At 37.3% G+C, this 21,767-nt stretch carries 18 protein-coding genes; 6 read left to right on the plus strand and 12 right to left on the minus strand.

The features are described from left to right. Nucleotides 1-64 precede the first annotated feature (64 nt). Nucleotides 65-2,884 carry an outer membrane beta-barrel protein gene (locus EWM59_RS18940; protein WP_130022827.1) on the plus strand — a complete coding sequence of 940 codons (2,820 nt, stop codon included), beginning with the start codon at nt 65-67 and terminating at the stop codon, nt 2,882-2,884. A gap of 28 nt (nt 2,885-2,912) precedes the next feature. Beyond that, a complete protein-coding gene (locus EWM59_RS18945; protein ID WP_130022828.1) occupies nt 2,913-3,671 on the plus strand; it encodes a GLPGLI family protein in 759 nt (252 codons plus the stop codon). Between the two features lie 71 nt (nt 3,672-3,742). Here EWM59_RS18945 and EWM59_RS18950 read toward each other — a convergent pair whose 3' ends face one another. Next, nucleotides 3,743-4,912, minus strand: coding sequence for a zinc-dependent alcohol dehydrogenase (locus tag EWM59_RS18950; RefSeq protein WP_130022829.1), 1,170 nt, complete (start codon nt 4,910-4,912; stop codon nt 3,743-3,745). Between the two features lie 7 nt (nt 4,913-4,919). Beyond that, a complete protein-coding gene (locus EWM59_RS18955; protein WP_130022830.1) occupies nt 4,920-5,729 on the minus strand; it encodes an SDR family NAD(P)-dependent oxidoreductase in 810 nt (269 codons plus the stop codon). 219 nt (nt 5,730-5,948) lie between these two features. Here EWM59_RS18955 and EWM59_RS18960 point away from each other — a divergent pair, with 219 nt between their 5' ends. Next, entirely contained in the window at nt 5,949-6,296 is a 348-nt protein-coding gene (locus tag EWM59_RS18960) for a hypothetical protein (RefSeq protein ID WP_130022831.1), read from the plus strand. Between the two features lie 91 nt (nt 6,297-6,387). Further along, complete coding sequence (locus EWM59_RS18965) at nt 6,388-6,666, plus strand: hypothetical protein (RefSeq protein ID WP_130022832.1); 279 nt, start codon at nt 6,388-6,390, stop codon at nt 6,664-6,666. A gap of 74 nt (nt 6,667-6,740) precedes the next feature. Here EWM59_RS18965 and EWM59_RS18970 read toward each other — a convergent pair whose 3' ends face one another. The 5 genes from EWM59_RS18970 to EWM59_RS18990 form a co-directional block, all read right to left on the minus strand. Next, on the minus strand, nt 6,741-7,712 hold the full coding sequence (locus EWM59_RS18970; protein ID WP_130022833.1) for an AAA family ATPase: 972 nt from the start codon (nt 7,710-7,712) through the stop codon (nt 6,741-6,743). 41 nt (nt 7,713-7,753) lie between these two features. After that, a complete protein-coding gene (locus EWM59_RS18975; RefSeq protein ID WP_130022834.1) occupies nt 7,754-9,094 on the minus strand; it encodes a peptidylprolyl isomerase in 1,341 nt (446 codons plus the stop codon). Between the two features lie 37 nt (nt 9,095-9,131). After that, nucleotides 9,132-11,507: a peptidylprolyl isomerase gene (locus tag EWM59_RS18980; RefSeq protein ID WP_130022835.1), complete on the minus strand. Its 2,376-nt coding sequence runs from the start codon at nt 11,505-11,507 to the stop codon at nt 9,132-9,134. A 179-nt stretch (nt 11,508-11,686) separates the two neighbouring features. Beyond that, entirely contained in the window at nt 11,687-12,040 is a 354-nt protein-coding gene (locus tag EWM59_RS18985; RefSeq protein ID WP_130022836.1) for an avidin-fold protein, read from the minus strand. Nucleotides 12,041-12,127: 87 nt separating this feature from the next. Continuing rightward, a complete protein-coding gene (locus EWM59_RS18990; RefSeq protein WP_130022837.1) occupies nt 12,128-13,174 on the minus strand; it encodes an agmatine deiminase family protein in 1,047 nt (348 codons plus the stop codon). Between the two features lie 266 nt (nt 13,175-13,440). Between EWM59_RS18990 and EWM59_RS18995 the strand changes: the two genes are divergently transcribed. Together EWM59_RS18995 and EWM59_RS19000 are read left to right on the plus strand one after the other, a co-directional pair. Beyond that, nucleotides 13,441-14,019: an RNA polymerase sigma factor gene (locus EWM59_RS18995; RefSeq protein ID WP_130022838.1), complete on the plus strand. Its 579-nt coding sequence runs from the start codon at nt 13,441-13,443 to the stop codon at nt 14,017-14,019. Nucleotides 14,020-14,097: 78 nt separating this feature from the next. Beyond that, a complete protein-coding gene (locus EWM59_RS19000; RefSeq protein ID WP_130022839.1) occupies nt 14,098-14,922 on the plus strand; it encodes an anti-sigma factor in 825 nt (274 codons plus the stop codon). A 71-nt stretch (nt 14,923-14,993) separates the two neighbouring features. Here the strand turns inward: EWM59_RS19000 and EWM59_RS19005 are convergent, their stop codons facing one another. The 5 genes from EWM59_RS19005 to EWM59_RS19025 all read right to left on the minus strand — a co-directional run bounded on the left by EWM59_RS19005 (nt 14,994) and on the right by EWM59_RS19025 (nt 21,663). Continuing rightward, nucleotides 14,994-15,791 (minus strand): DNRLRE domain-containing protein, encoded by a 798-nt coding sequence (locus EWM59_RS19005; protein ID WP_130022840.1) that lies wholly within the window; start codon nt 15,789-15,791, stop codon nt 14,994-14,996. 245 nt (nt 15,792-16,036) lie between these two features. Then, the gene (locus EWM59_RS19010; RefSeq protein WP_130022841.1) at nt 16,037-17,290 is read right to left on the minus strand and encodes a DNRLRE domain-containing protein; all 1,254 of its coding nucleotides are present in this window, start codon (nt 17,288-17,290) and stop codon (nt 16,037-16,039) included. Between the two features lie 33 nt (nt 17,291-17,323). Continuing rightward, nucleotides 17,324-18,058 (minus strand): FkbM family methyltransferase, encoded by a 735-nt coding sequence (locus EWM59_RS19015; protein ID WP_165372228.1) that lies wholly within the window; start codon nt 18,056-18,058, stop codon nt 17,324-17,326. A 77-nt stretch (nt 18,059-18,135) separates the two neighbouring features. Continuing rightward, nucleotides 18,136-19,128, minus strand: coding sequence for a glycosyltransferase family 2 protein (locus tag EWM59_RS19020; RefSeq protein WP_130022843.1), 993 nt, complete (start codon nt 19,126-19,128; stop codon nt 18,136-18,138). A gap of 57 nt (nt 19,129-19,185) precedes the next feature. Continuing rightward, the gene (locus EWM59_RS19025; protein ID WP_130022844.1) at nt 19,186-21,663 is read right to left on the minus strand and encodes a YfhO family protein; all 2,478 of its coding nucleotides are present in this window, start codon (nt 21,661-21,663) and stop codon (nt 19,186-19,188) included. Nucleotides 21,664-21,767 lie beyond the last annotated feature (104 nt).

Consider the following 21,767-nt stretch of genomic DNA (forward strand, 5'->3'; position numbering starts at 1 on the left):
TCGCATCAGGTTTAACTAAACAATTAGTTAAAAACGCAACGTTATTACTTTACTAAACCATTTCATGAAAAAGCGCTTACTTCTCCTCGCTGTGCTTGTGCACACTGTTACACTTGTCTTTGCCCAGACTCCCACTAAATTTAACATTAAAGGCATTGCTATTGATTCGGGTAATGCAGTTATGCCATTTGCTACGGTTATGCTCTTACAACCCAAAGACTCTACGCTGGTAAACTTTGGACGAACTGACGAAAACGGAGCATTTGAATTTAAAAATGTAAAAAAGGCCAACTACATTCTGAAAATCTCTTTTGTAGGCTACATTCCTTTCCAGATTGATGTAAAACCTGTTGATGGAGCAGTAAATGATTTAGGACAACTAAAACTGAAGCCCATTGCCAAAGAGCTGATGGAAGTAGTTGTGAAAACCGCTCGGGCCCCTTTGAATATCAAGGGAGATACTATAGAGTATAACGCCGCCTCATTTAAAGTACCGCCGGGCTCATCGGTCGAAGACCTGCTGCGGAAATTACCCGGTGTTCAGATTGACCAGGACGGCAATATAAAAGCCCAGGGACAAGATGTAAAAAAGGTAACAGTTGATGGGAAAAGTTTCTTTGGCAATGACCCCAAAGCTGCCACCAAAAACCTGCCTGCTGACGCAATTACTAAGATTCAGATTTTCAATGATAAATCAGAGCAGGCCAAAGCTACTGGTGTTGACGACGGAAAGAAAGAAAAAACTGTTAACCTTGAACTAAAAGATGATTTCAAAAAGGGAGGATTTGGAAAAGTTACAGCGGCTCTTGGTACAGATGAAAGAGCTGAACTGAAAGGGAACTACAACAGATTTGACACCAAGCAGCAATTCTCGGTACTTGGTTTAGGTAATAATATTAATCAGACGGGTATTTCGAGAGATGATTTTCAGGATTTCAGGGGCAGCCAGGCTAATAACTGGGGCGATGAAGCTGATTTCGGATTCAGTAGCGGTGTAAGATTTTTCTACGATAATGATACTGAAGAAAGCATATCCATTCCGGTAGGTGGGCGCAATTTTCAGGGTTTCTCAGAAAACTATGCTGGTGGTGCCAATTATAACTACGATACCAAAAAGACCAAGTTTAGTTCTAACTACTATTATAACCAAACACAGCAATTGGTTTCTAAAAAATCAGAGAGAGAGAATTTTCTTTCAAATAACAATTCATTCAAAACCGATGAAGATAGTTACCAAAATCGTATTAGCCGGAACCACCGTGTGAGTTTACGTTTCGAACAACAAATAGACTCACTAAATACATTGGTATTGATAGGAAACGGTAGAATGGGTGATGGCACAACTAAATTTAACAGTTTGCAGGAGATTTACAGAAATGGCAGTACCACAAAGTCGAATCAGACTACCATCAATAACTTTAATGAGTTTAACTCAACTGCCATTGCCCTGATTGGTTTGTATCGCCATAAATTCAAGAAAAAAGGCAGAAATTTTGCTGCAAGTGTAACTTATAACTATAATATTTCAGACGGCGAAGCCAGTCAGAGTTCGGTAAACGAGCTATTTGGTGCTCCGGTGGGTTCTATTCCTGCCAATATCAATCAGATTAACTTTACGAATAGCCCTCGTAATCTGGTTAAATCGAGCTTGCTTTTTGTAGAGCCTTTGTCTAAAAAATTCTTCTCAGAAACATTTTATAACTTCAGTTTACGCCGTGATGCCGTAGATAGAAATGTACAAACTACCGACGGTATCCGTATTGATTCATTGAGCAATTATTACAACAACGATTTCATGTTCAATCGTTTCGGCACCAATGTAAGATATAATCATAAAGGAGTAAATATTTCGTTTGGTTTAGCGGCACAGCATTTCCATTTCGATGGAAACTTTGCACGCAGTAAAAACGCAACAGATGTGCAACACATCAGCAGAGATATTTTTGCCTGGATTCCTGCGTCTTCAATTAATATCGACCTGAAAAATAACCGTTATCTATGGGCTGATTATACCAAAGAAGTAAGCGAACCTGCCATTAAAGATTTACAACCGATTATTGATAATAGCAATACGTTATACATTCGGGTAGGTAACCCTAATTTATTGCCTATGAGTACGCACAGAGCGTTTGTGGGTTATAATATGTTTAATCCGGGAAGTTTTACCAATATGTTTTTCAACCTGAACTATGGGTATAACATTAATCAGGTAATCTATAACCAGACTGTTGACCCTGTAACTCTGGTAACTACCGCCATGCCTACCAATATTTCAGGCGGGCAAAACTTGGGTTCATATTTAGGTTTCGGTTTCCCTCTTAAAAAAACCAAGAGTACTTTAAATTTAAACGCAGGAACAAATATCTCTAAAAACCTGATTTACATTAATAACGTATTAAATACCACCAGAAATAATAACTACAACTTTGGTTTCCGTCTTGATTTGACACCAAGCGATAAGTTTACTTTCTATGCCAATGGTAACTTTGGTATTACTAATACCAAATACTCTATCAATACAACGCAAAACCAACAGATTTTTAATCATACTTTAGGTGCCGAAATGAACATTGCCTTGCCCGCAGGCATCTATTTCAGTTCGAATCTGAATTACAGAATCTCTAAAAACGAGCGTTTTGGGTTCAATCAGCATATACCCATTTTATATGCTTCAATGTATAAGATATTGGGTAAAGCCAAAAAAGCAGAGATTCGCCTATCCGGGTATGATTTGTTGAAGAAAAATATCGGTATCAACCAATATGCGTATCAGAACTTCGTTTCAACAGAACAGACACAGACACTTTCGAGGTATTTCATGTTAAGTTTTACTTACAACATGAGAGGTGTAAGTGCTAAAATGCGTCGTCAAGGGTGGTTCTAATCTTAAATATCATTAATATCACATACAAATGAAAGCTATATCAAAATATCTATTCGGGTTGCTCTTGTTTTTATGCTTATCACCTCTATCGGGTTTTTCTCAAAAAACCGAAGGCATGATAGTGTATGAGCGCCAGGAGTTCTGGTCAAAAATTATTGGGCAGTTAACGTATCTCTCTAACGAAGAAAAAGACCGTGTGAAACAAACATGGGGCAAAAACGATGAAGGATGGAAATCTAAAACAAAGATGTATTTTAACGCCAACGAAAGCCTGCTGACTAATCTGGAAGAAGCGAGTGAGTATGGTTGGTCGTCACGCACAGAAGACTATTATATCTACCGGAACTACGAGAAAGAGAAGAAAATAGAACTTATTGAAATGTTGGGTAAAACCTATGTACTTGAAGATTCACTAAGAGCCCCTAACTGGAAAGTTCTTAATCAGATAAAAGATGTGGCAGGATATATCTGTATGAAGGCAGTTACAGAAGATACTGTTAAACATCAGAAAATAACTGCCTGGTTTACTGGTGATATTCCGGTTTCAGGAGGGCCTGAAAGGTTTTACGGACTACCGGGAATGATTTTAGAATTGGAAATCAATGATGGTGATGTGGTGATTACAGCCTCTAAAGTAGAGTTCAAAAAACTGGAGGGTAAAGAACTGGCACTTCCGAAACTAAAGGGGAAAAAGATAAAAGATGCTGATTATGACACTATCATAGCCAAGCATATCAAAGATAGCATTAAGTCTTATCGGAATCCCTACTGGGCTATTAAGTATTAGAAGTATATACATTATAAATAGAATATTACCTGTGCTACCGTATGTAGCACAGGTACATCTATCAGCATCAGTTATTTCCATGGGTCTAACACTACTTTTACGCAACCATCTTCTTTTTTATGAAAGATTTCGTAAGCGTGTTCAATTTCTGACAAACCTAAGCGATGCGTAATAATATCATCTAATTGCACTTTACCTTCTGCAACATAGCTTAATAACTTATCTATATGTTTTTGCGCAGGAGCCTGCCCGCCTTTTAATACAATTCCTTTATCAAAGAACTGACCTATCGGAAAATTATCGTACATAGTGGGATAAACTCCTAAAACCGATACCGTTCCTCCCCTGCGTACAGCACTCATACACGCTTCTAATACTTTTACAGAGCCTTTCTCAAAGTTAATTGTAGCCTTAACCTTATCTATCAGGTTTCGTTCCGGCTCAAAACCTACGGCATCAATACATACCTCTGCTCCACGGCCTTCGGTCAAAGCACGTATTTGTTCCACCACATCTTTAGGTCCATCTTCCCACAAAATAGTTTCACAACCTGTTGTCTGCTTTGCTTTGTCTAATCTGTATTGCAGCGTATCTACTACAATTACTTTAGCTGCCCCTCTCAGCCAGGCACTTTTTGCTGCCATTAATCCAACCGGTCCTGAACCAAAAATAGCGACAGTTTCACCGCCTTTTACCTCTCCCCAATCTACACCTGTGTAGCCAGTCGGAAATATATCTGTCAGAAATAAAACCTGCTCATCAGTCAGATTTTCGGGCACTACTCTTGGGCCAAAATTGGCATAAGGTACTCTCACATATTGTGCCTGACCACCATCGTAGCCACCATATAAATCTGTATAGCCAAATAAAGCACCCCCTTTTTCTGTCATTAATCCACCCTCAGGACCATACATTTCAGGATTGCTATGTTCGCAATGCCCGGGTAAATCATGGTTGCAAAAGAAACAATGTCCACAAGCAATCGGGAAGGGCACTACTACCCTGTCGCCACGTTTAAGCTTTTTTACACCTTTACCTGTCTCTTCTACAATTCCCATAAATTCATGCCCCATTACCATAGGACGTGGCTGTGGAATGCCACCTGAATACATATGCAGATCAGAGCCACAGATGGCTGTTGAAGTTACTTTTAGAATAATATCATCCTGTTCTTGAATAGTCGGGTCATCTACTGTATCATAAGTAATTTTGTGTGCCCCATGTATGACTGCTGCTTTCATAAGTTTTTTATTTTGCGTTATCTACAGGTTCCTGTTGTTTATACATATTATTCGCAACTATTTTGTCTGGCGTAACGTTGCTCATAGCTACCTGCATTTTGTTTTTAAAGCCTGAAACAACCATATCATCACCATTCATAAGGGCATTATAGCCATCCATTGCTACATCGGCAGGATCAGATAGCTTATCAGGGTCTTGTACAATTTTTGAGTTTAACATATCAGCTTTTCTGAAAAAATCGGTAGCCGTAGCTCCCGGTAACAGAGAAGTAATTACTACGCCCGATTCTTTTACTTCTGCACGAATGGCCTCAGTAAATGAATGCACAAATGCCTTAGTACCATGATAAACTGCCTGAAATGGTCCAGGTACTTTACTGGCAATAGAAGCAAGATTCAGAATTTTACCACTTTTCCGACCCACCATATCAATCAGGAATAGTTTTGTGAGTGTAACTAAACTAATAATATTTAGTTCAATAATAGCTGCTTCTCTTTCAAGGTCAGTGTTAATAAATTCTCCATACTGACCTTGTCCGGCATCATTGACCAGAATATCAATCAGAATACCCTGAGATTTCACAAAATCATACACTTCAAAAGCTGCTTTTCTATTAAAAAGGTCTTTTGCTAAAGAAATTACATCTACTTTATAAGTAGCTATCAATGAAGTCGCTACCTGGTCAAGCTCTTTCTGGCTACGAGCCACAATAATCAAATTATGGCCGTCTTTAGCTAATAATTTGGCTAATTCGTATCCAATACCACTCGTACCGCCTGTGATAAGAGTATAGAATTTTTGTTGTTTTTTAGACATGACTTTATAGATTGATATATACCTTTTTGGCAAAAAGAAAGACCACGGTAAAATCACCAGCTATAAATTCTTAAGTAGGTAATAATGGGCAATAACACGGACGCAAAGTTGAAGGAGGGGGTAAATTTGTCTCAATATGAACACCCAACTAATCATCAACTAACTGGCACAGCTTTTTTACGTTTTAAGTAAGGAGTAAACAATTAAACTCATACAACTATGCAAAATCAAAAAGACACGCAGAGACGAGACGAAGACAAAAACACGTCAACACAACAAGGTGGTAACAGAAATACCCCTCAACAAGGACAACAAAGTAACAGTAATCAAGGTCAGCAAGGCCAGGAAAACCGCAACCAAGGCCAACAAGATACCAACCAGCAAGGTGGTAACAGAAATACTCCACAGCAAGGTCAACAAAATAGCTCAAATCAAGGCCAACAAGGACAAGAATATGATGCCAATGGTCCGGATAGAGATGACCAGAACAAGCAAAGTGGAGATAATCGTTATGATAAACCAGAGATTCAACCTCAGACAGATAAACCTGAAATAAATGAGGTATAGAAACTGATTTTTTGTAAAATCAGGATTTCAAATACAGGCAAGCCATCTCAGATTGTATTTGAGGTGGCTTGTTTTCTAAATAAATAAAGCCATGCAAAATCAAAAAGACAATCAAAGAAGAGACGAAGACAAAAATACCTCAACACAGCAAGCAGGTAATAGAAATACATCTCAACAAGCGCAGCAAAGTGGCAGTCAAACCCAGCAAGGGCAAGAACATTGGAATAAAGGGCAGCGACAAGGAGATAACCATGAGAGCCAACAAAATATTACAAACCTCGGACAAGACTATCAGACTACTGATGCCACAAGCACACAGGATGATACCTCAAATAACAGAAACCCTAAAACTCATAAAAGTGAAGGTTAAACCTGTTAAAACAACAAAGCATGCTAAATATCGACTTAGCATGCTTTGTTGTAGTTGATAATGGTATGTATATACTAAAGCATTCGCTTGATAATTTCTTCTACTGAAACGTGTTCTGCCTCTGCCTTGAAATTTCTTACCACACGATGGCGTAATACAGGCACGGCTACTGCTTTTACATCTTCAATATCAGGTGAGTATTTACCGTTAACCAAGGCATTGCACTTGGCACCTAATATCAGGTTCTGAGAAGCACGAGGGCCTGCCCCCCACTCCAGATATTTATTGGTATCCGGTGAAGCTAATTCTGTATTCGGGCGGGTTTTATGTACCAGACTTACTGCGTACTCTACTACGTTATCAGCTACCGGAACACGACGCACCAGATGCTGGAAATAAAGAATCTCATCGCCTGTTAAAACCTTTTTTACTACCTTTTTATTATCAGAGGTTGTATTCTTTACAATGTCTAACTCTTGTTTGTATGAGGGATAATCCAGATTAACCATAAACATAAAGCGGTCAAGCTGGGCTTCCGGTAGCGGATAGGTACCTTCCTGTTCGATAGGGTTTTGCGTTGCCAATACAAAGAAAGGGCGACCGATGTTGTGTTTTTGTCCTGCTACAGTTACCGCATATTCCTGCATGGCCTCTAAAAGTGCTGATTGCGTTTTAGGAGGTGTACGGTTAATCTCATCGGCCAGAATAATATTAGCAAATACAGGACCTTTGATAAATCTGAAATTACGTTCGTTATCTAAGGTTTCTGAACCTAAAATATCAGAAGGCATTAAGTCAGGTGTAAACTGAATACGATTAAAGTCCAGATCTAAAGCCGAAGCAATTGTTTGAATCAATAGGGTTTTTGCCAGACCCGGCACCCCTACTAAAAGACAGTGACCCTGGGTAAAAATAGCTGTTAATAATAAACGAACGGTTTCATCTTGCCCAACGATAATTTGTCCGATTTCATTTCTTAAATTGTTAAAGGCAACTTTAAGGGCATCTGCTGCTTCTACGTCTGAATTAAATTGAACTTTGCTCATTAATTTATGGTATGGGTGAATTGTTTATGAATGAATCGCTGTTAATTATCGGTTCGTACCTGACCAAAAATATTACACGATTCAAACTCAGGGTCAATTTTTATATAAACATCAGCTATTGCTTTTTTAAACCAAGCTTCTATCTCTTTGCTCCGTTTTTCCATCAGTGCAAATTCTTTTATTTTCTCAAAATCATCTTTCAGGTTAGCAATATGCGGTGCATATTTTGCCTTATAATAAATGATTCTTGCGCCTGTTTTACCATCTTCACTTCTGTAGGGCATGGGTGCAGTAATCGTGCCAACTTTCATACTATCAATGGTGAAGTAAAGTGTCGGATCCATCGATTGGTCTAACGGTAATTTTGATGCTCCCGTCTGTGGGTCAGACAACATACCGCCGGCATCTTGTGTTTGTTTATCGTCTGAAAAGTCTTTGGCTGCTTTTTCAAATTTAATACTGTCTTTCACAATTTCTTTACGAAGACTATCTAAAAATTTAGTAGGCTCACCCAAATCTAAACGATTATAATCCGGGCGTAATAAAATATGTCTGGCATGGTATTCCTGCCCTCTTATTTCAAGGGTCTGAATCAAATGCAAGCCAAAATCAGACTCTACTACATCAGTCATTTCATTGGGTTTCAGCTTCATTGCTGCGGCTTCAAATTGTGGTACCATCTGCCCTCTTTTTGACCAGCCTAAATCGCCTCCGTACTGACGTGACCCCGGGTCTTCTGAATATTCTTTGGCTAAATCTTCAAATTTTTCTCCGGCCAATATACGTTTTTTGTAGTCTAACAACCGCTCTGAGAGTTCGTCTTTCTGAGCCCTCGTTACCTTGGCATACCTTACAATATGGCCTATCTGTACTTCAGCAGGTATTTCAGGAATACTGTCTTTTGGAATCTGGTTAAAAAATTTCTTTACCTCATTGGGCGTTACCTTCAGGTTTTTAGAGATTTCGCCCTGCATTTTCTGCGCAGTTAATTGTTCTTTTACCTGCGACCGGACTTCACTTTTTAAAGTTTCCAACGATTTGCCAAACTGTTCCACAATATTTTTTTCATTTCCATAGAGTTGAACCATCTGCTGCATACGGGCTGTCAACTGATCATCTACTGTTTTATCGTCTACAATTACCGAGTCTATTTCAGCTTTCGCTACTAATAGTTTGTTCACTACTAAACTCTCTAATGCCTGGCATTTGGTAACAGGTTGCTGTTGCTGCGCCGAACGCAGGTACCATTGCTCTACTTCTGAACGAAGCACAATATAGTTATCCACTTTGGCAATAATCCTGTCAACATTAATAGGCTTAGGCGTTTCTTGTGAGAATGCCAGTATTGGCAGGCAAATGAGTAAAACTAATTTCTTTAACATATAATTGGTAGTGTACTTGATTCTTTTTTTTGACTTATTATTTTTTCGCCTCTAAGGCTTTATCTAATTCTTCTCTGTTAATTTTAACCGGATATCTGTTTTCCAATTCTTCATACAATTGTTTTTCCAGTTGCTTCTGGTAGTCTACCAATACCTGACCACGTGCTTCACGCAAGGTTTTGTAACGGGCCGGTTCAATTCTTTCAACACTTAATTCAATATACTTCCCATCTTTTATTACCGATTGGCTGCCGATTTCCCATTTAAAAGCATTTATATACTTATTATCTCCTTTCTTGAAATAGCCATCTTCTATTGTTACAGCATTGGCCTCCTTACGATTGAAACGTTTTTCAACATCTTTTTTTGAATTGCTGTAAAATACAAACATCACCCTTTGGTTTTTTGTCCAGTCAAAGCGGTCAGCACGTTTGGTTTTGGCAAAATCATTTTCTATAATTCTTTCTATTGGTAACCCATTCGCTACCAGAAACTCCTTCACTTTTTCAATACGCTCTGCCGAATTACTGGTGTTTTCGTTCTGGTCGGCATATCCACCAATCTCAACAATATATCCTTTATTGATACGCATGATTTCCAGCAAAGTTGCCAGAATCTTTTTATGGTCAGGAGTTAATTCGCTTGCATACTTGTCATAATACAAAGGTGTACGCATGGTACTATTAAGCGAATACGGCACCCCTTTCTTGAAAACCTCTCTGACTTGCCCTAATGTTTTAGCATCTTTCGCTACTATCAGGCTTCCAAACATTCTTTCAGACATCCGGTAGTTACCTTTATTCTTTTCATAAAATGCTCTTTGTCCTAAAGTATCTGCTACCGATTTTTCAAACACAAAATCATTCATCAGTTGCATTTTCAGAAAACTGGTTGAGTATTCCTGCATCAATAGCCTGAAATCAGAGTTGATTTCGGCCAAATGCGTTTCGGCGTACTCTTTCACATTCTTATCGACAAATTTCTTATAAAGACTGCGCATCCAGCTAATTGCCGAATATCCGGTTGGTATCCGTTCAACCAATTGCCTTTCCATTACATAATCGAAAAAGGCTTTGGCTTTGATTTCATTCTTACCAATTGAAAAAATAGTGCTATTAGTTATCGGGCCATTCAAGGCATATCCCCATTTCTTTTTCACTAAGTTTGTATCTGCCGACTCAATGGCTTTCTTTACAATGTCCGGGTATTCAACAAACTGCATATCTTTTTTCATTCGGTTCAGAGCATTTTCTCTCACCAACTCACCTCTCGAATCGGTTACTACTTTTTCTTTTAATTTTGGTAAAAGAACTTCATACGATTCAAGCGGAATTTTCTTGGCTAATCGTATAATATGCCAACCTGCCGAAGTACGAACAGGTTTAGAGAACTCTCCAACTTTCAAAGAAAATGCTGCCTGCTCAAAGGCGGTTTCTTCACGTGTGCCGATACCAAAAACAGGCAGATAACCCTGGTTTTTTCTGGTCTTATAATCATCAGAATATTGTTCACATAAAACTTCAAATTTGGCCCCTTTTGTTAAAGCCGTATATAAAGAATCTATCTGAAACTTTGCTTTGCCAAGAGAATCGCTTGAATTAGGAGGAACAGCCTTTAAAATATGCTGTACCCATACTTTTCCACTATTAGGCCGACGCTCCAGAACTTTAACTAAATGGTATCCGGCCTTTGTTCTGATAGGCATTGATACCTGCCCCACTGCTATATTAAACGCAGCTTTTTCTAACGGATACACCAGTTGTAAGGCGCTAAACCAGCCTAACTCTCCTCCTTTACCACTTGTTTTTTTATCTTGCGAGAATTGCTGTGCCAATACCCCGAAATCTTCTCCTTCCAAAGCTCTTCTGCGGATATCTATCAGTTTATTATAAATAGCGGCAGTATCAGCAGGGTTGGCAAATTCAGAGATTTGATACATGATGTGCGAGGCTCTTACCTCTTGTAACATCCAGTCGTAGGTTTCTTTCAGCAAATATTTGATAGTAGCACTATCTGTCAGGTAAGCCTCTGCTAAAAGACCGTTATAGGTCTGTAGTTCCTCTTTATACTCCTCCGAATTATCATAACCTCTTCTTTTTGCCTCGGCTACTATTCTCTGATCCTGAATTACTTGTTCTAAAGCCTTATCAGCAGATACAGAATCATTCACCATCATTTTCTCAAGTTCGTGTTTCAGTTCAGACACCTTTACTTCATTGGTACCTACTGTCAAACCAACCGGTTCAGTATTTACTACATTTACAGGCTTTACCTCTTGTGCAGTTGGTGCCATGCCTGCTGTTTGCGAACTATCTTTTACCTTTTTTTCAGAAGCAGTTTTCTTTAAAACCTGGCAAGCAAACTGTGAAAAGATTATTAATATATATGGAAATATCTTGTAAAATCGCTTCATAACAATACGCCTTCAATCATCTTCATGGCAATGCCACTATGTTACAATAACTAAACTCTATGCGTTTAAAAATTATTGTGATGAATATTAATTTTGTTTGGGTTATTAATGTGCCTGAAATTTCTATTTTTCAGGCCTTAGAAAAACGAAGAATCAAAAATAACAGAAAAATCTGCTTTTTACGAAGTTTTCTTGATTATTTCTTCCACAATTGACTCCCCTAATGACAAATCTCCACTTGTCCACTGCCATTTTTCATACAGACGAATACGTCCGTCAGGCAATACTTCCGGCGTAGAATAACATCGCCCGGTCATTAACTCTCCTGCTTTATTAATATGCTCATATCGCATATCCAAAGCATTTTTTTCTACCACTTTAGCTATCAGAAAGCCTTTTACTATGGCTCCTCCGGCATACTCTGCCCAAACTATATCGCCTGCCTGCGAATAATAAAACAGGGTTTCATCTCCTACTTCACCATTAGCCGTATTACTAAGCGACCCGAATATTTTTTTATGAAAATTTAACATTTATAGGAACTGTTTACGTTAAATTTTAAGAATCAGTATGACAATTTTTGCAAAGATATCGCTACCTCAACCAATTTCTTATTGACCTTAAACAATAGGTTCTTGTTGAGACAGACAGTGAAAACTTCCAAGTCCCCAGATAATTTCGGTGGCCTCTATGCCTATGATTTTTCTATCCGGAAAACACTCCTGAATAATACCTAAAGCTACCTCGTCTTTATCACAACTATAAGTCGGAACAATTACTCCTCCATTGGTAATCAGGAAATTGGCATAAGAGGCGGGCAGACGTACACCACTATCGTATACAGGCTTAGGCATAGGCAGTTCTTTAATAGTTAACTGCTTACCATTCAGCAAACGCATTTTAGATAAATCTTCAAGATTTTGCTTCAATGGATGATAATTATCATCTGTTTTATCATGCTCTACTACCGTCAATACCGTATCTTCATTTACAAAGCGGGTGGTATCGTCAATATGTCCATCAGTATCATCACCTACTATACCCTCTGTTACCCATAATACCTGGTCAACGCCATAATAATCATACAGGTATTGTTCAATCTGAGACTGGTTCAGATGTGGGTTTCTGTTTGGGTTTAATAAACAGGACTTACTGGTCAGCACAGTACCTTTGCCATTAAATTCTACAGACCCACCTTCCATAATAATACCCGGCACTACATAAGGTAAGCCTAAATAATGGGCAATCTTTACAGGTATCTGGTCATCGTCGCCATAGGGTGGATATTTACCTCCCCAGGCATTATAACCCCACTCTACAATCATTCTCTGCCTGGTTTCCGGATTTATCAGAAATGCCGGACCGTGGTCTCTGCACCATGAATCATTCGTAGCATGTATAGGAACTTCTATCTGATTCGGGTCTATCTCATATTGTTTAATAAGGTCTGTTATCAAAGCCTTTTGTTGTTCGTCAGTTGCATTTATACATACTTTCTCACTTTCGGCAATGGCTTTAATAAACGCCATATAAGAGGGATATATTCTTTCCAGACGTTCGCCATAATCCCACGAATCAGAGTTCTGTGGAAAACTTAGCCACGTAGCACGGTGTGGATGCCATTCTGCCGGAAAGAAAAAGCCTTGTTGTTTGGGTGTTGTAGCCACTAGATAAACTTTATTTTGGGTTTCAAAACAGATTATTTATTAGAAAAATATAAAGAATGGCAAAGGTAAGGCTATTATTTAATAAAATAAATCCAAAACTCAGGATATTCCGTAAGTACAATCAGAAGTGCAAAAAGATTAAAAATTTGGGCTTGAATGAATCACAAAAAAAATCCGCTTAAAATGTGTTGTTTTTTTTGGAAAGATGTAAGATAAGTAACATATTTGGACAAACTTACTAATTTAGCCCCGAAAGCATAGATCGTTTGGCACGTCGCATTAGCATATCAGAAGAAGAATTAGTGGCTTTGTTGAAAGACAGAGACGAGCGAGGCTACACTATTCTGTATAATAATTATTCAAGTGCCTTGTATGGTGTCTTGAACAAGATTGTACAATCAAATGATGATGCTAATGATTTACTTCAGGATACATTTCTAAAAATCTGGAAGAATATTGGAAATTATGATTCCTCTAAAGGAAGCATTTTTACCTGGATGATGAATATCGCCCGGAATCTGGCCATAGACAAAATCCGTTCAGTTGATTTCAGAGATACTTCGCAGAATGTTTCTATGGAAGACAAGGTACTTTATCAGATTGATAATGAATACCAGACAGCTCAGGACGTGGACGGTATAGGGTTACAAAAAGTAGTTGGTAAACTAAAACCTGAATATAAGCAGTTAATAGATTTAGTTTATTATCAGGGCTATACCCAGGCGGAGGTGGCCGAAGAATACGGAATACCTCTTGGTACAGTGAAAACCAGAATTAAAGCGGCCGTTAATACACTACGGACTTTACTTCAGACATTAGTACTTTTGTTGATGAATGTTTTTTAAAAATTAGTAGAAAATGAATAAGATATGCTTGATACTTTGACCTAAACTTTTCATAGTATTATCAAGCTAAATATAAAAATGGATATTAATTCATACATAGCGTCCGGTATTTTAGAAAGCTACGTGCTTGGCTCGGCTACTCCAGAGGAGATAGCTGAAGTAGAGCAAATGGCTGTAAAATATCCTGAAGTAAAGGCAGAGCTTCGTGCTATCGAAGACGCCTTGGAAAGCTATGCCTTTGACCATGCCGAAATACCCCCAACTCATTTAAAAAATCAAATATGGAACACACTTGTGGCTGATACAGTTCATATAGATGCTGCGACACAAGGAACAAAAGTGATAGATTTCAATAGCGGAGAAGAGGTAGAGCCGGTGTTTACAAAACCAAGTGGATTTTTCAGTAGTTATATTCGTATTGCCGCTTCATTGGCTTTACTGGGTAGTGTGCTTGCTAATGTGTATGTACTGACCCGTTGGAACGAAAGTAAGCAGAATTTAACCGCAGCCATTAATGAAAATATAAATCTGCAAAAAGAGGTCAAAAATAATGAAGGCATGATGAAGCCGAGTGAAGTAAACCTGTTGATGAGCCCGGCTGTAAAAACATTTAAGTTGATGGGGCAAAAAGTATCTCCAAACTCAACCGTAATGCTTGCCTTAGATATGAGAACCAACACGGTTTATCTGGTTCGTCCTAATTTACCTGCTCCACCTGCCGGAATGCAATATCAACTGTGGGCAATTGTAGGAGGTAAGGCTTTAGATGCTGGGGTATTTGATATTATCAACAACACTCAGCAATTGAAAAAGGTACCTATACCCAATGCTTTCGCTGTAACGCTTGAGAAGAAAGGCGGAAGCGCAGTACCAACATCAGATATTTTTGTTCAGGGTTTATAAGGGTTTAGAAACCAGAGCAATTACAAAAGCCAACCCTTCGGTTGGCTTTTGTATTATAGTTTAAAAGCATTTTATTTTTTATAGATAATTAGTTTTGGATACATACTCGGGTTATTGCTTTTAGAGGAAGCAAAAATTAATCTTCTATAAGGTGTTTCATCAACAAGTTTTAGAATAAAACCAAAACTGTTACTTTTATCATTGAGGTAATTCTGAACTAAAGAAGTTATATCGACTATATAGTTGGCATAATCTTCGGTTGAAGAAGATAGTGTTACCTTAACATTTGAGTCAAATGTCGGTTGAGTACTCCAGGTTACTGTATTCTGATCCCAACTACTCGTAATTCTATAAATTTCTAATTCATTCGGTGGCATATTAACTCCTATAGTTGTATTTGGGTGCCCATATAAGTGTAATTCTGCACGCTTTATCTCTGTTCCTTGTGTTATATTAGTTAAGTCAAAATCTAACAAAGTTCGCGTAATATTTGGGATACCGCTATTTGTTTGCGTAACACCTCCGATATCTAAAATACTACTGCTTCGGTTCTCATCAGGTATATATGAGCTTATGGTCGCCTCTTTACTAAATGTTTTATTGGGTTGTAATTGCAAGCAATTGACACAATTTGAGTTTGATACTGTTTTGGTTATTACATAAGGCACACATGCAGTCCCTTTACAAACAGAATCTACACCAATAATGATTACAGATAATTCTTGTTTTGACGATTTATTCAAAATCAGATTCTGTACATCAGGTAGAGAATTAAAGGCTAAAGCTTTACTTAAACTGATAGTAAGAACCATTGTAAATAAAAAATAATCGCTTTTCTTAAATAAAAGCATAAGTTTTGAGACTTTCATTGCATTACTTTGTTTAAATCACTCAGCAAATAAATAATTACAAGAGAGATATAAAGAGTCTCTCTCCTACCTTTTGATTTCAAAAATTGCGCCAATTATTTTATTACCGATTAATGAGTAAACTATGTAAATGAAACTCGATTCAAACTCAATTCTTCATTAAAGAATATCAAAAGAAAAAGGTATCCATAAATAGATACCTTTCAAATCAATAAAATTCTTATCAAAATTAAAATCTTGCTATATTAATTGGGCGTATAATAAACCACCAGTTTAGGATGTAACTGCGCATTAGAAACCTTAGATGAAGCAAAAATTAACATTCTGTTAGGTGATTCATTCAATAATTTCAGCATAAACCCAAAACTATTGCTTTTATCATTTACATAATTCTGAACTAATGAAGTAACATCTACTACATAGCTTGAGTAATCGTTTCCAGGAGATGAAGGAAGAGAAGCTTTAGTACTTAAATCCATAGAAGGCTGTGTGTGCCAGGTAACCGTATTTTGATTCCAATAAGTTATAATTCTATAAATATCCAAATCATTAGGTGCAATATTAGGTCCTATGGTAGTATTTGGGTTTCCAAATAAGTATAACCTTGCACTATCAATTGGAGTGCCATCAGGTATAGAAGACAAATCGAAATCCAATAAAGTTCTGGTAGTATTATAATTTATTTGCGTAACACCTCCAATATCCTTTATATTGGCACTTCTGTTTTCATCAGGTATAATAGAACTAATAGTAGATTCCTTGCTTGAACTTGCATTAGGCTGTAAAACTAAAACTCCCAGACAGTTTACTGTACAGTTTGGACAAGCCACCTTTTTTTTAACAAAGTTCCCATCATTATCAATCGTAACTCTCCAACAATTACTATCAGGAGATTTCAGTATAATACCTTTTGTAAAATCTTTTACATATACATCTCCATTATCTAACTGAACATTTCCAACCCCTATATTCAATTTTGCTTCTGGTTCCTGAGTGGCTATACCCACATTTCCGCTTGGGTCAATACGCATTCTTTCGTTGGCTCCATATGAGCCAAATCCGGTTGTAAACTTGATTATTCCTTTCGGAGAGCCTTCAAAAGGAGAGTCAGCCCTTAAAATTAACCCATTGCTGCCACCTCTGGCTTGAATAGTACTAAAATTGGCATAGATTGTTTGTAAAGGAGTTCCTTGTCCATATTGTGAGCCTAAATATCCTATTTCTAAAAAACCATCGTTTGCAAGACTGAATCTCTGGCTTACCGTTCCCTGAGTATTCGTATTTTTAAATTCAGCATAAATACGTGAATCAGGATAATCGCCACCAACTGTATTATCTTCAATATATATTTTATTGAGTACTTTATCAGTATTAAGACTTATTTTCTTTGTAGCAACATGAGTTCCACCTGAAGGTAGTGGACTAATGGTATAAGGTATCTGTCCGAAACTCAGAATAGGGATTAATAACACAGCCAAAAATGTAAAAATGTTTTTCATAAAATGTTCTAATTAAAAGTTTAAAAATAGTCACTAAAAAAAATAGATAAGCATATCCTGAAATATACCTAATTGTTGAAAATCTGTTCTTATCTGATATTCAAAATTATTATTTTCGAATGGCTTTAAAAAGGTACCCATAGATGATTTTTGATTAGGTATCTTATGATGGTATTCCATGATAATTTGGTCAATTTTTTCTTTACTTAACAGCTTATTTTCTACCAAATCCTTTACAATCAATTTTTCAGCCCCCTCTACATCTATTTTTATTAAATCAGCCTTCTGCGTAATAAAATCAGATAGTTTTTTGGTTTTCACTTCTATTTTAGTTCCTACTACTCTGTCTTCTAAAATACTACCCATTAAATTCTGACTGTCACTTTCATAAAAAGTAATTGTTCCCTCTTCATCAGATAAAGCCAGATTATAGCAGAATACATTTGACAAATTGTTATTCTTAATGTTTTGCTGTAGAAATTCAAAGGTTTTGGTTTGTGGCTCAAACGCATAAATAGTGGCTTCGGGATAAAGCCATTTAAAGAAAATAGTTGCCATTCCGATATTGGCTCCACAATCAAAAATAACAGGTTTTTGCGTTTTTGCTGAAAAATTATACTCAAATCCTACAAAAACTTCCTTCACTAAATAATCTAAAAGTCGATAATTATAGTTAACAATTTCAAAACCAAACAATCTTACTTTTGCAGGTGTCTGTTTTTTAGCAACTATTTTTAAAAAAGCTAATTTGGTAAGAACAAAAATCAAGTGAAATTTCTGAGATATACTTAAAGGCAATCGAGTTGTCTTTAGTATTGCTCTCCATAATTCGATAAAAATATTCATTATATATTTGCTATGTATTTAATCATCAAAAACCCATTCCGTAAGTTTATTTCGGCGAATTTAGTTTTAAAGTATATGCTTAAAGCCTTTGTGCCTAATGCCTTGTTACTTGTACATACTTTTATCCAGCGATGCGCAAGTATATAGTGTAAGGCTTTGGCGTCAAATCTTTTTGTAATTTTATTCTGCTCTTCAATGCGTTGAAGCCAATCGGCAGTTTTTTGCAGAAAAACTAAACTTTCCGCCTTTCTGAAAGCAATATTGTAGTGTAAGTTCACTTCTTCGTCACCTGGCAATATGCCTAAATTTTTTAACTGTATCTCATAATTCAGCTTGACAGCTTTTTCTGACTTTTGCTGTTGTACTGAACTGATGTTGGTAGTATGTATACGATAGTCAACCAGCGTTTTCGGTAAAATGGCAACCGGATACTTTGATGCGATTCTTACCCAGAGTTCATAATCTTCAGTAGGCGGAAATTCAGGTCGGTAATGCACTTCGGGTAAACAATTTTTTCTTAGCATCACACTCGACTGCACAAAGTAATTGACAAATAACAATAAGGCAGAGAGGTATTTGTCAGGAATATAAGACTTAATAAAGTTGCCTGTTGGTTTACCCTCCGAATCTATCAGTCTTGCCCAACTTGCCACCATCGCATGGTCGGCATGTTTTTTAAGAAAACTATATTCTTCTTCAAGCCTTGTTGGGTATGAAACATCATCAGCATCAAGCCATGCAATATATTCTCCTCTCGATTCACCCAACAAACGGTTCCTTGAAAAAGAAAGCCCTTTATTTTCTTCATTCTCTATATACCTTATACGAGAATCCTGAAAACCCAATATGACTTCTTTACCCGAATCGGTTGAAGCATCATTTAAAACAACTAACTCAAAATCTTTAAATGTCTGATTTAAAATGCTATTAATCGCTTCTTTAACATACCTTTCTGCATTATAGACAGGCATTAAAACTGAAACAACAGGCATAACTAAATGATTAAATCAAACAATTCTTTTTCAATACTACTTACTTATTCACAGAAATCAAGCCTTTGGTTTGTTTTCTGCATTATTTTTTCTGAACTCCATTACCAGACCTCCAACAATTAATAATACAAAAACAATTGATGAAAATAAATCAATTTTTGTTCCGACTACTACCGATTTTGGTTGAAACTTGAATTCAATTTTATGTTTTCCTGCCGGAACAACCATTGCCCGCAGTACATAATTAGCTCTGAAATGCGGCGTTTCCTGTCCATCTACATAAGACTTCCAGTCTTCATTACCTCTATAATATACTTCTGAGAAAACAGCCACCTGATTTGATGCCGAATTTGACTCATAAGTCAAGGCATTTGGTTTATATTCTGTCAGTTTAATAGTAGCTGTGGTATCTTGTTGCAAAGATTTTCCATTCAGATAGCTGTTATAACGCTGGTCAACAAAAGCTATGGTACGAGGATTAAAGTTACCTACCGATTTAAGTTCTTCATCGGCATTTTTTACTACTTTTATTTCATTCACAAACCAGGCATTCCCTAAAGCATCAGGGTTTCTCTGGGCCATAGGCTCTCCATTTTGGCCGGGTGTTATGAAATACTTCGTATTAAGCATATTCAAAATCGGCACATTCAGTTTCCCGTCTTTTACCATAGCATTCTCGTATAGCTCCTGCATACGTTTCAGTTTAGCACCATGATACCCCCCTATCGATTTATGGAAATAAGAGATTTTGGCATCTGACCAGAATCCCTGTTCTGTGGCTAAATCAACTACTCTGAAATCAGGGTCTGTGTCCTGCAAAATCTGCTCATCAGCAGGTGATGGTGTATAAGATTGACTTACAATGGAAGATTTTGGTTGGAAATCGGCATTGTTTACATAGCGTTTGTCAACCAGAATCAAATCCATAATTGTTAATATACCTAATACAATTACAAATATATTGGTTTTGATTTTCTGCGTACTAAAAGCCCAGACTAAACCTGCTGCTGCTGCCAATAAAAACAGCGAGCGCAGAATATCACTCATCACTGCCGACTGACGGTCAGCTATAATCGAGGCCAGTAATGAATTGGCAAACTCCTGCCCGTTGGCCTGTGCGATATTCTTCACAAAACCGTCATCATTCGGCGAGCGGAAATCAAGCATAAAATAACCGATAACCATTATACCTAATAATCCTCCTAATGTATACATCAAAGGTTTTTTCAAATCTTTGAAAGCAAGGTTATTATCAACAATCTGTTTAATACCTAACATGGCTCCCAAAACCAGACACAGGTGTAGCAGTGTCAGAATCATCTTGCTATCTCTGAACTTATTGAAATAAGGGAAGTAATCGAACATAAAATAATTAAACCCGCTGAAATAGCTTCCCCAGGCTATAAAAAGGTAGATAACTGATGTGGCCAGTACGACATATTTAAGCCCGTCTTTGACGATAAATAATGACAAAAGGAAGAAAAACAGAACGATAATACCTGAATAATTAGCCCCTGATGTATAGCCTTGCGGGCCAAAGTATAAGGGTAGATTAGAGCTGAAGTTGAGTGCCGTACCTTCGTCTATGCCTTTACCCACCATCATTTTATACGTTTCTGAACTTTTACCAAGATTACCATTAGAAGACCCACCCAAAAAATTGGGTGCTAACAGGCTTAATGTTTCTATTTTACCAAAAGCATAATTTTGTCCAAAAGCATAGTCTCTGTCTAATCCGTCAGCCGAACGATTAATGTTTCCTAAAGTTAATTCAGATTTGCCACGTGTGGTTTCTTTGGTATAAACTAATGTATTCCACAGATACATTCCACGTGTTCCTACGCCTACTGCTATACAAACAAGAATGATAGCATACGCTTTTAATAATCCTGAAAAATTACTCTTTTTTACATGAAGGTAACTTTCGAAAATAGTATAAAACCCTAACAGGAAGAACAAGTAATAGGTTATCTGAGGGTGATTAGCATAAATCTCTAACCCCATAAACAGGGTTGTAAGGGCAATACCTATCCAATACCTTCCTCTGAAAACTGCAATAAATCCGGCCAATACTCCAGGAGCAAAAGCCAAAGCAATGATTTTTGAAATATGTCCTGCTTCAAGAAAAAGAAAACCATATGAACCAAACGCATAGGCCACAGAACCAAAAAAACTAACCCATCTGTTTACGTTCAATACCCGCATTAATACATAAAAGCCCAACATTAATGCAATCAATACATTGGCAGGTACCGGAAAAGCCCCCAACAATGTAGCCCCTAACCAACTTGACCAACTATTAGGATAGCCGCCAACAATCATATAGCTGGGCATACCGCTAAACATAGAGTTTGTCCACCAACCCCAATCACCTGTCTGTTTATGAAAATCGTTTAATTCTTTTGCAGCAGCAGAGGCCATCTGAATATCGTGCAATCCAAGTCGTTTTCCTTGCAAGAGCGGAGAAGCATATAAAAAACTAATCACAACAAAACCAACTATTGCAAGAATGGTAGGGATATACTTTTTAAACATTTTTTAAAAGAATATGATAGAAATAAAAATCAGTTAATGAAGGTTTTAAGAGTAGATTCAAAGTTTAAATATTCTGACTGCACAGACGCTTTGTAGATACCTTT

The organism is Emticicia agri (genome assembly GCF_004168285.1).
Classification (GTDB): domain Bacteria; phylum Bacteroidota; class Bacteroidia; order Cytophagales; family Spirosomataceae; genus Emticicia; species Emticicia agri.

Coding starts and splice junctions, on each gene's coding strand:
- EWM59_RS18940 (WP_130022827.1), top strand. CDS start 65: ATGAAAAAGCGCTTACTTCTCCTCGCTGTGCTTGTGCACACTGTTACA.
- EWM59_RS18945 (WP_130022828.1), top strand. CDS start 2,913: ATGAAAGCTATATCAAAATATCTATTCGGGTTGCTCTTGTTTTTATGC.
- EWM59_RS18950 (WP_130022829.1), bottom strand. CDS start 4,912: ATGAAAGCAGCAGTCATACATGGGGCACACAAAATTACTTATGATACA.
- EWM59_RS18955 (WP_130022830.1), bottom strand. CDS start 5,729: ATGTCTAAAAAACAACAAAAATTCTATACTCTTATCACAGGCGGTACG.
- EWM59_RS18960 (WP_130022831.1), top strand. CDS start 5,949: ATGCAAAATCAAAAAGACACGCAGAGACGAGACGAAGACAAAAACACG.
- EWM59_RS18965 (WP_130022832.1), top strand. CDS start 6,388: ATGCAAAATCAAAAAGACAATCAAAGAAGAGACGAAGACAAAAATACC.
- EWM59_RS18970 (WP_130022833.1), bottom strand. CDS start 7,712: ATGAGCAAAGTTCAATTTAATTCAGACGTAGAAGCAGCAGATGCCCTT.
- EWM59_RS18975 (WP_130022834.1), bottom strand. CDS start 9,094: ATGTTAAAGAAATTAGTTTTACTCATTTGCCTGCCAATACTGGCATTC.
- EWM59_RS18980 (WP_130022835.1), bottom strand. CDS start 11,507: ATGAAGCGATTTTACAAGATATTTCCATATATATTAATAATCTTTTCA.
- EWM59_RS18985 (WP_130022836.1), bottom strand. CDS start 12,040: ATGTTAAATTTTCATAAAAAAATATTCGGGTCGCTTAGTAATACGGCT.
- EWM59_RS19000 (WP_130022839.1), top strand. CDS start 14,098: ATGGATATTAATTCATACATAGCGTCCGGTATTTTAGAAAGCTACGTG.
- EWM59_RS19005 (WP_130022840.1), bottom strand. CDS start 15,791: ATGAAAGTCTCAAAACTTATGCTTTTATTTAAGAAAAGCGATTATTTT.
- EWM59_RS19010 (WP_130022841.1), bottom strand. CDS start 17,290: ATGAAAAACATTTTTACATTTTTGGCTGTGTTATTAATCCCTATTCTG.
- EWM59_RS19020 (WP_130022843.1), bottom strand. CDS start 19,128: ATGCCTGTTGTTTCAGTTTTAATGCCTGTCTATAATGCAGAAAGGTAT.
- EWM59_RS19025 (WP_130022844.1), bottom strand. CDS start 21,663: ATGTTTAAAAAGTATATCCCTACCATTCTTGCAATAGTTGGTTTTGTT.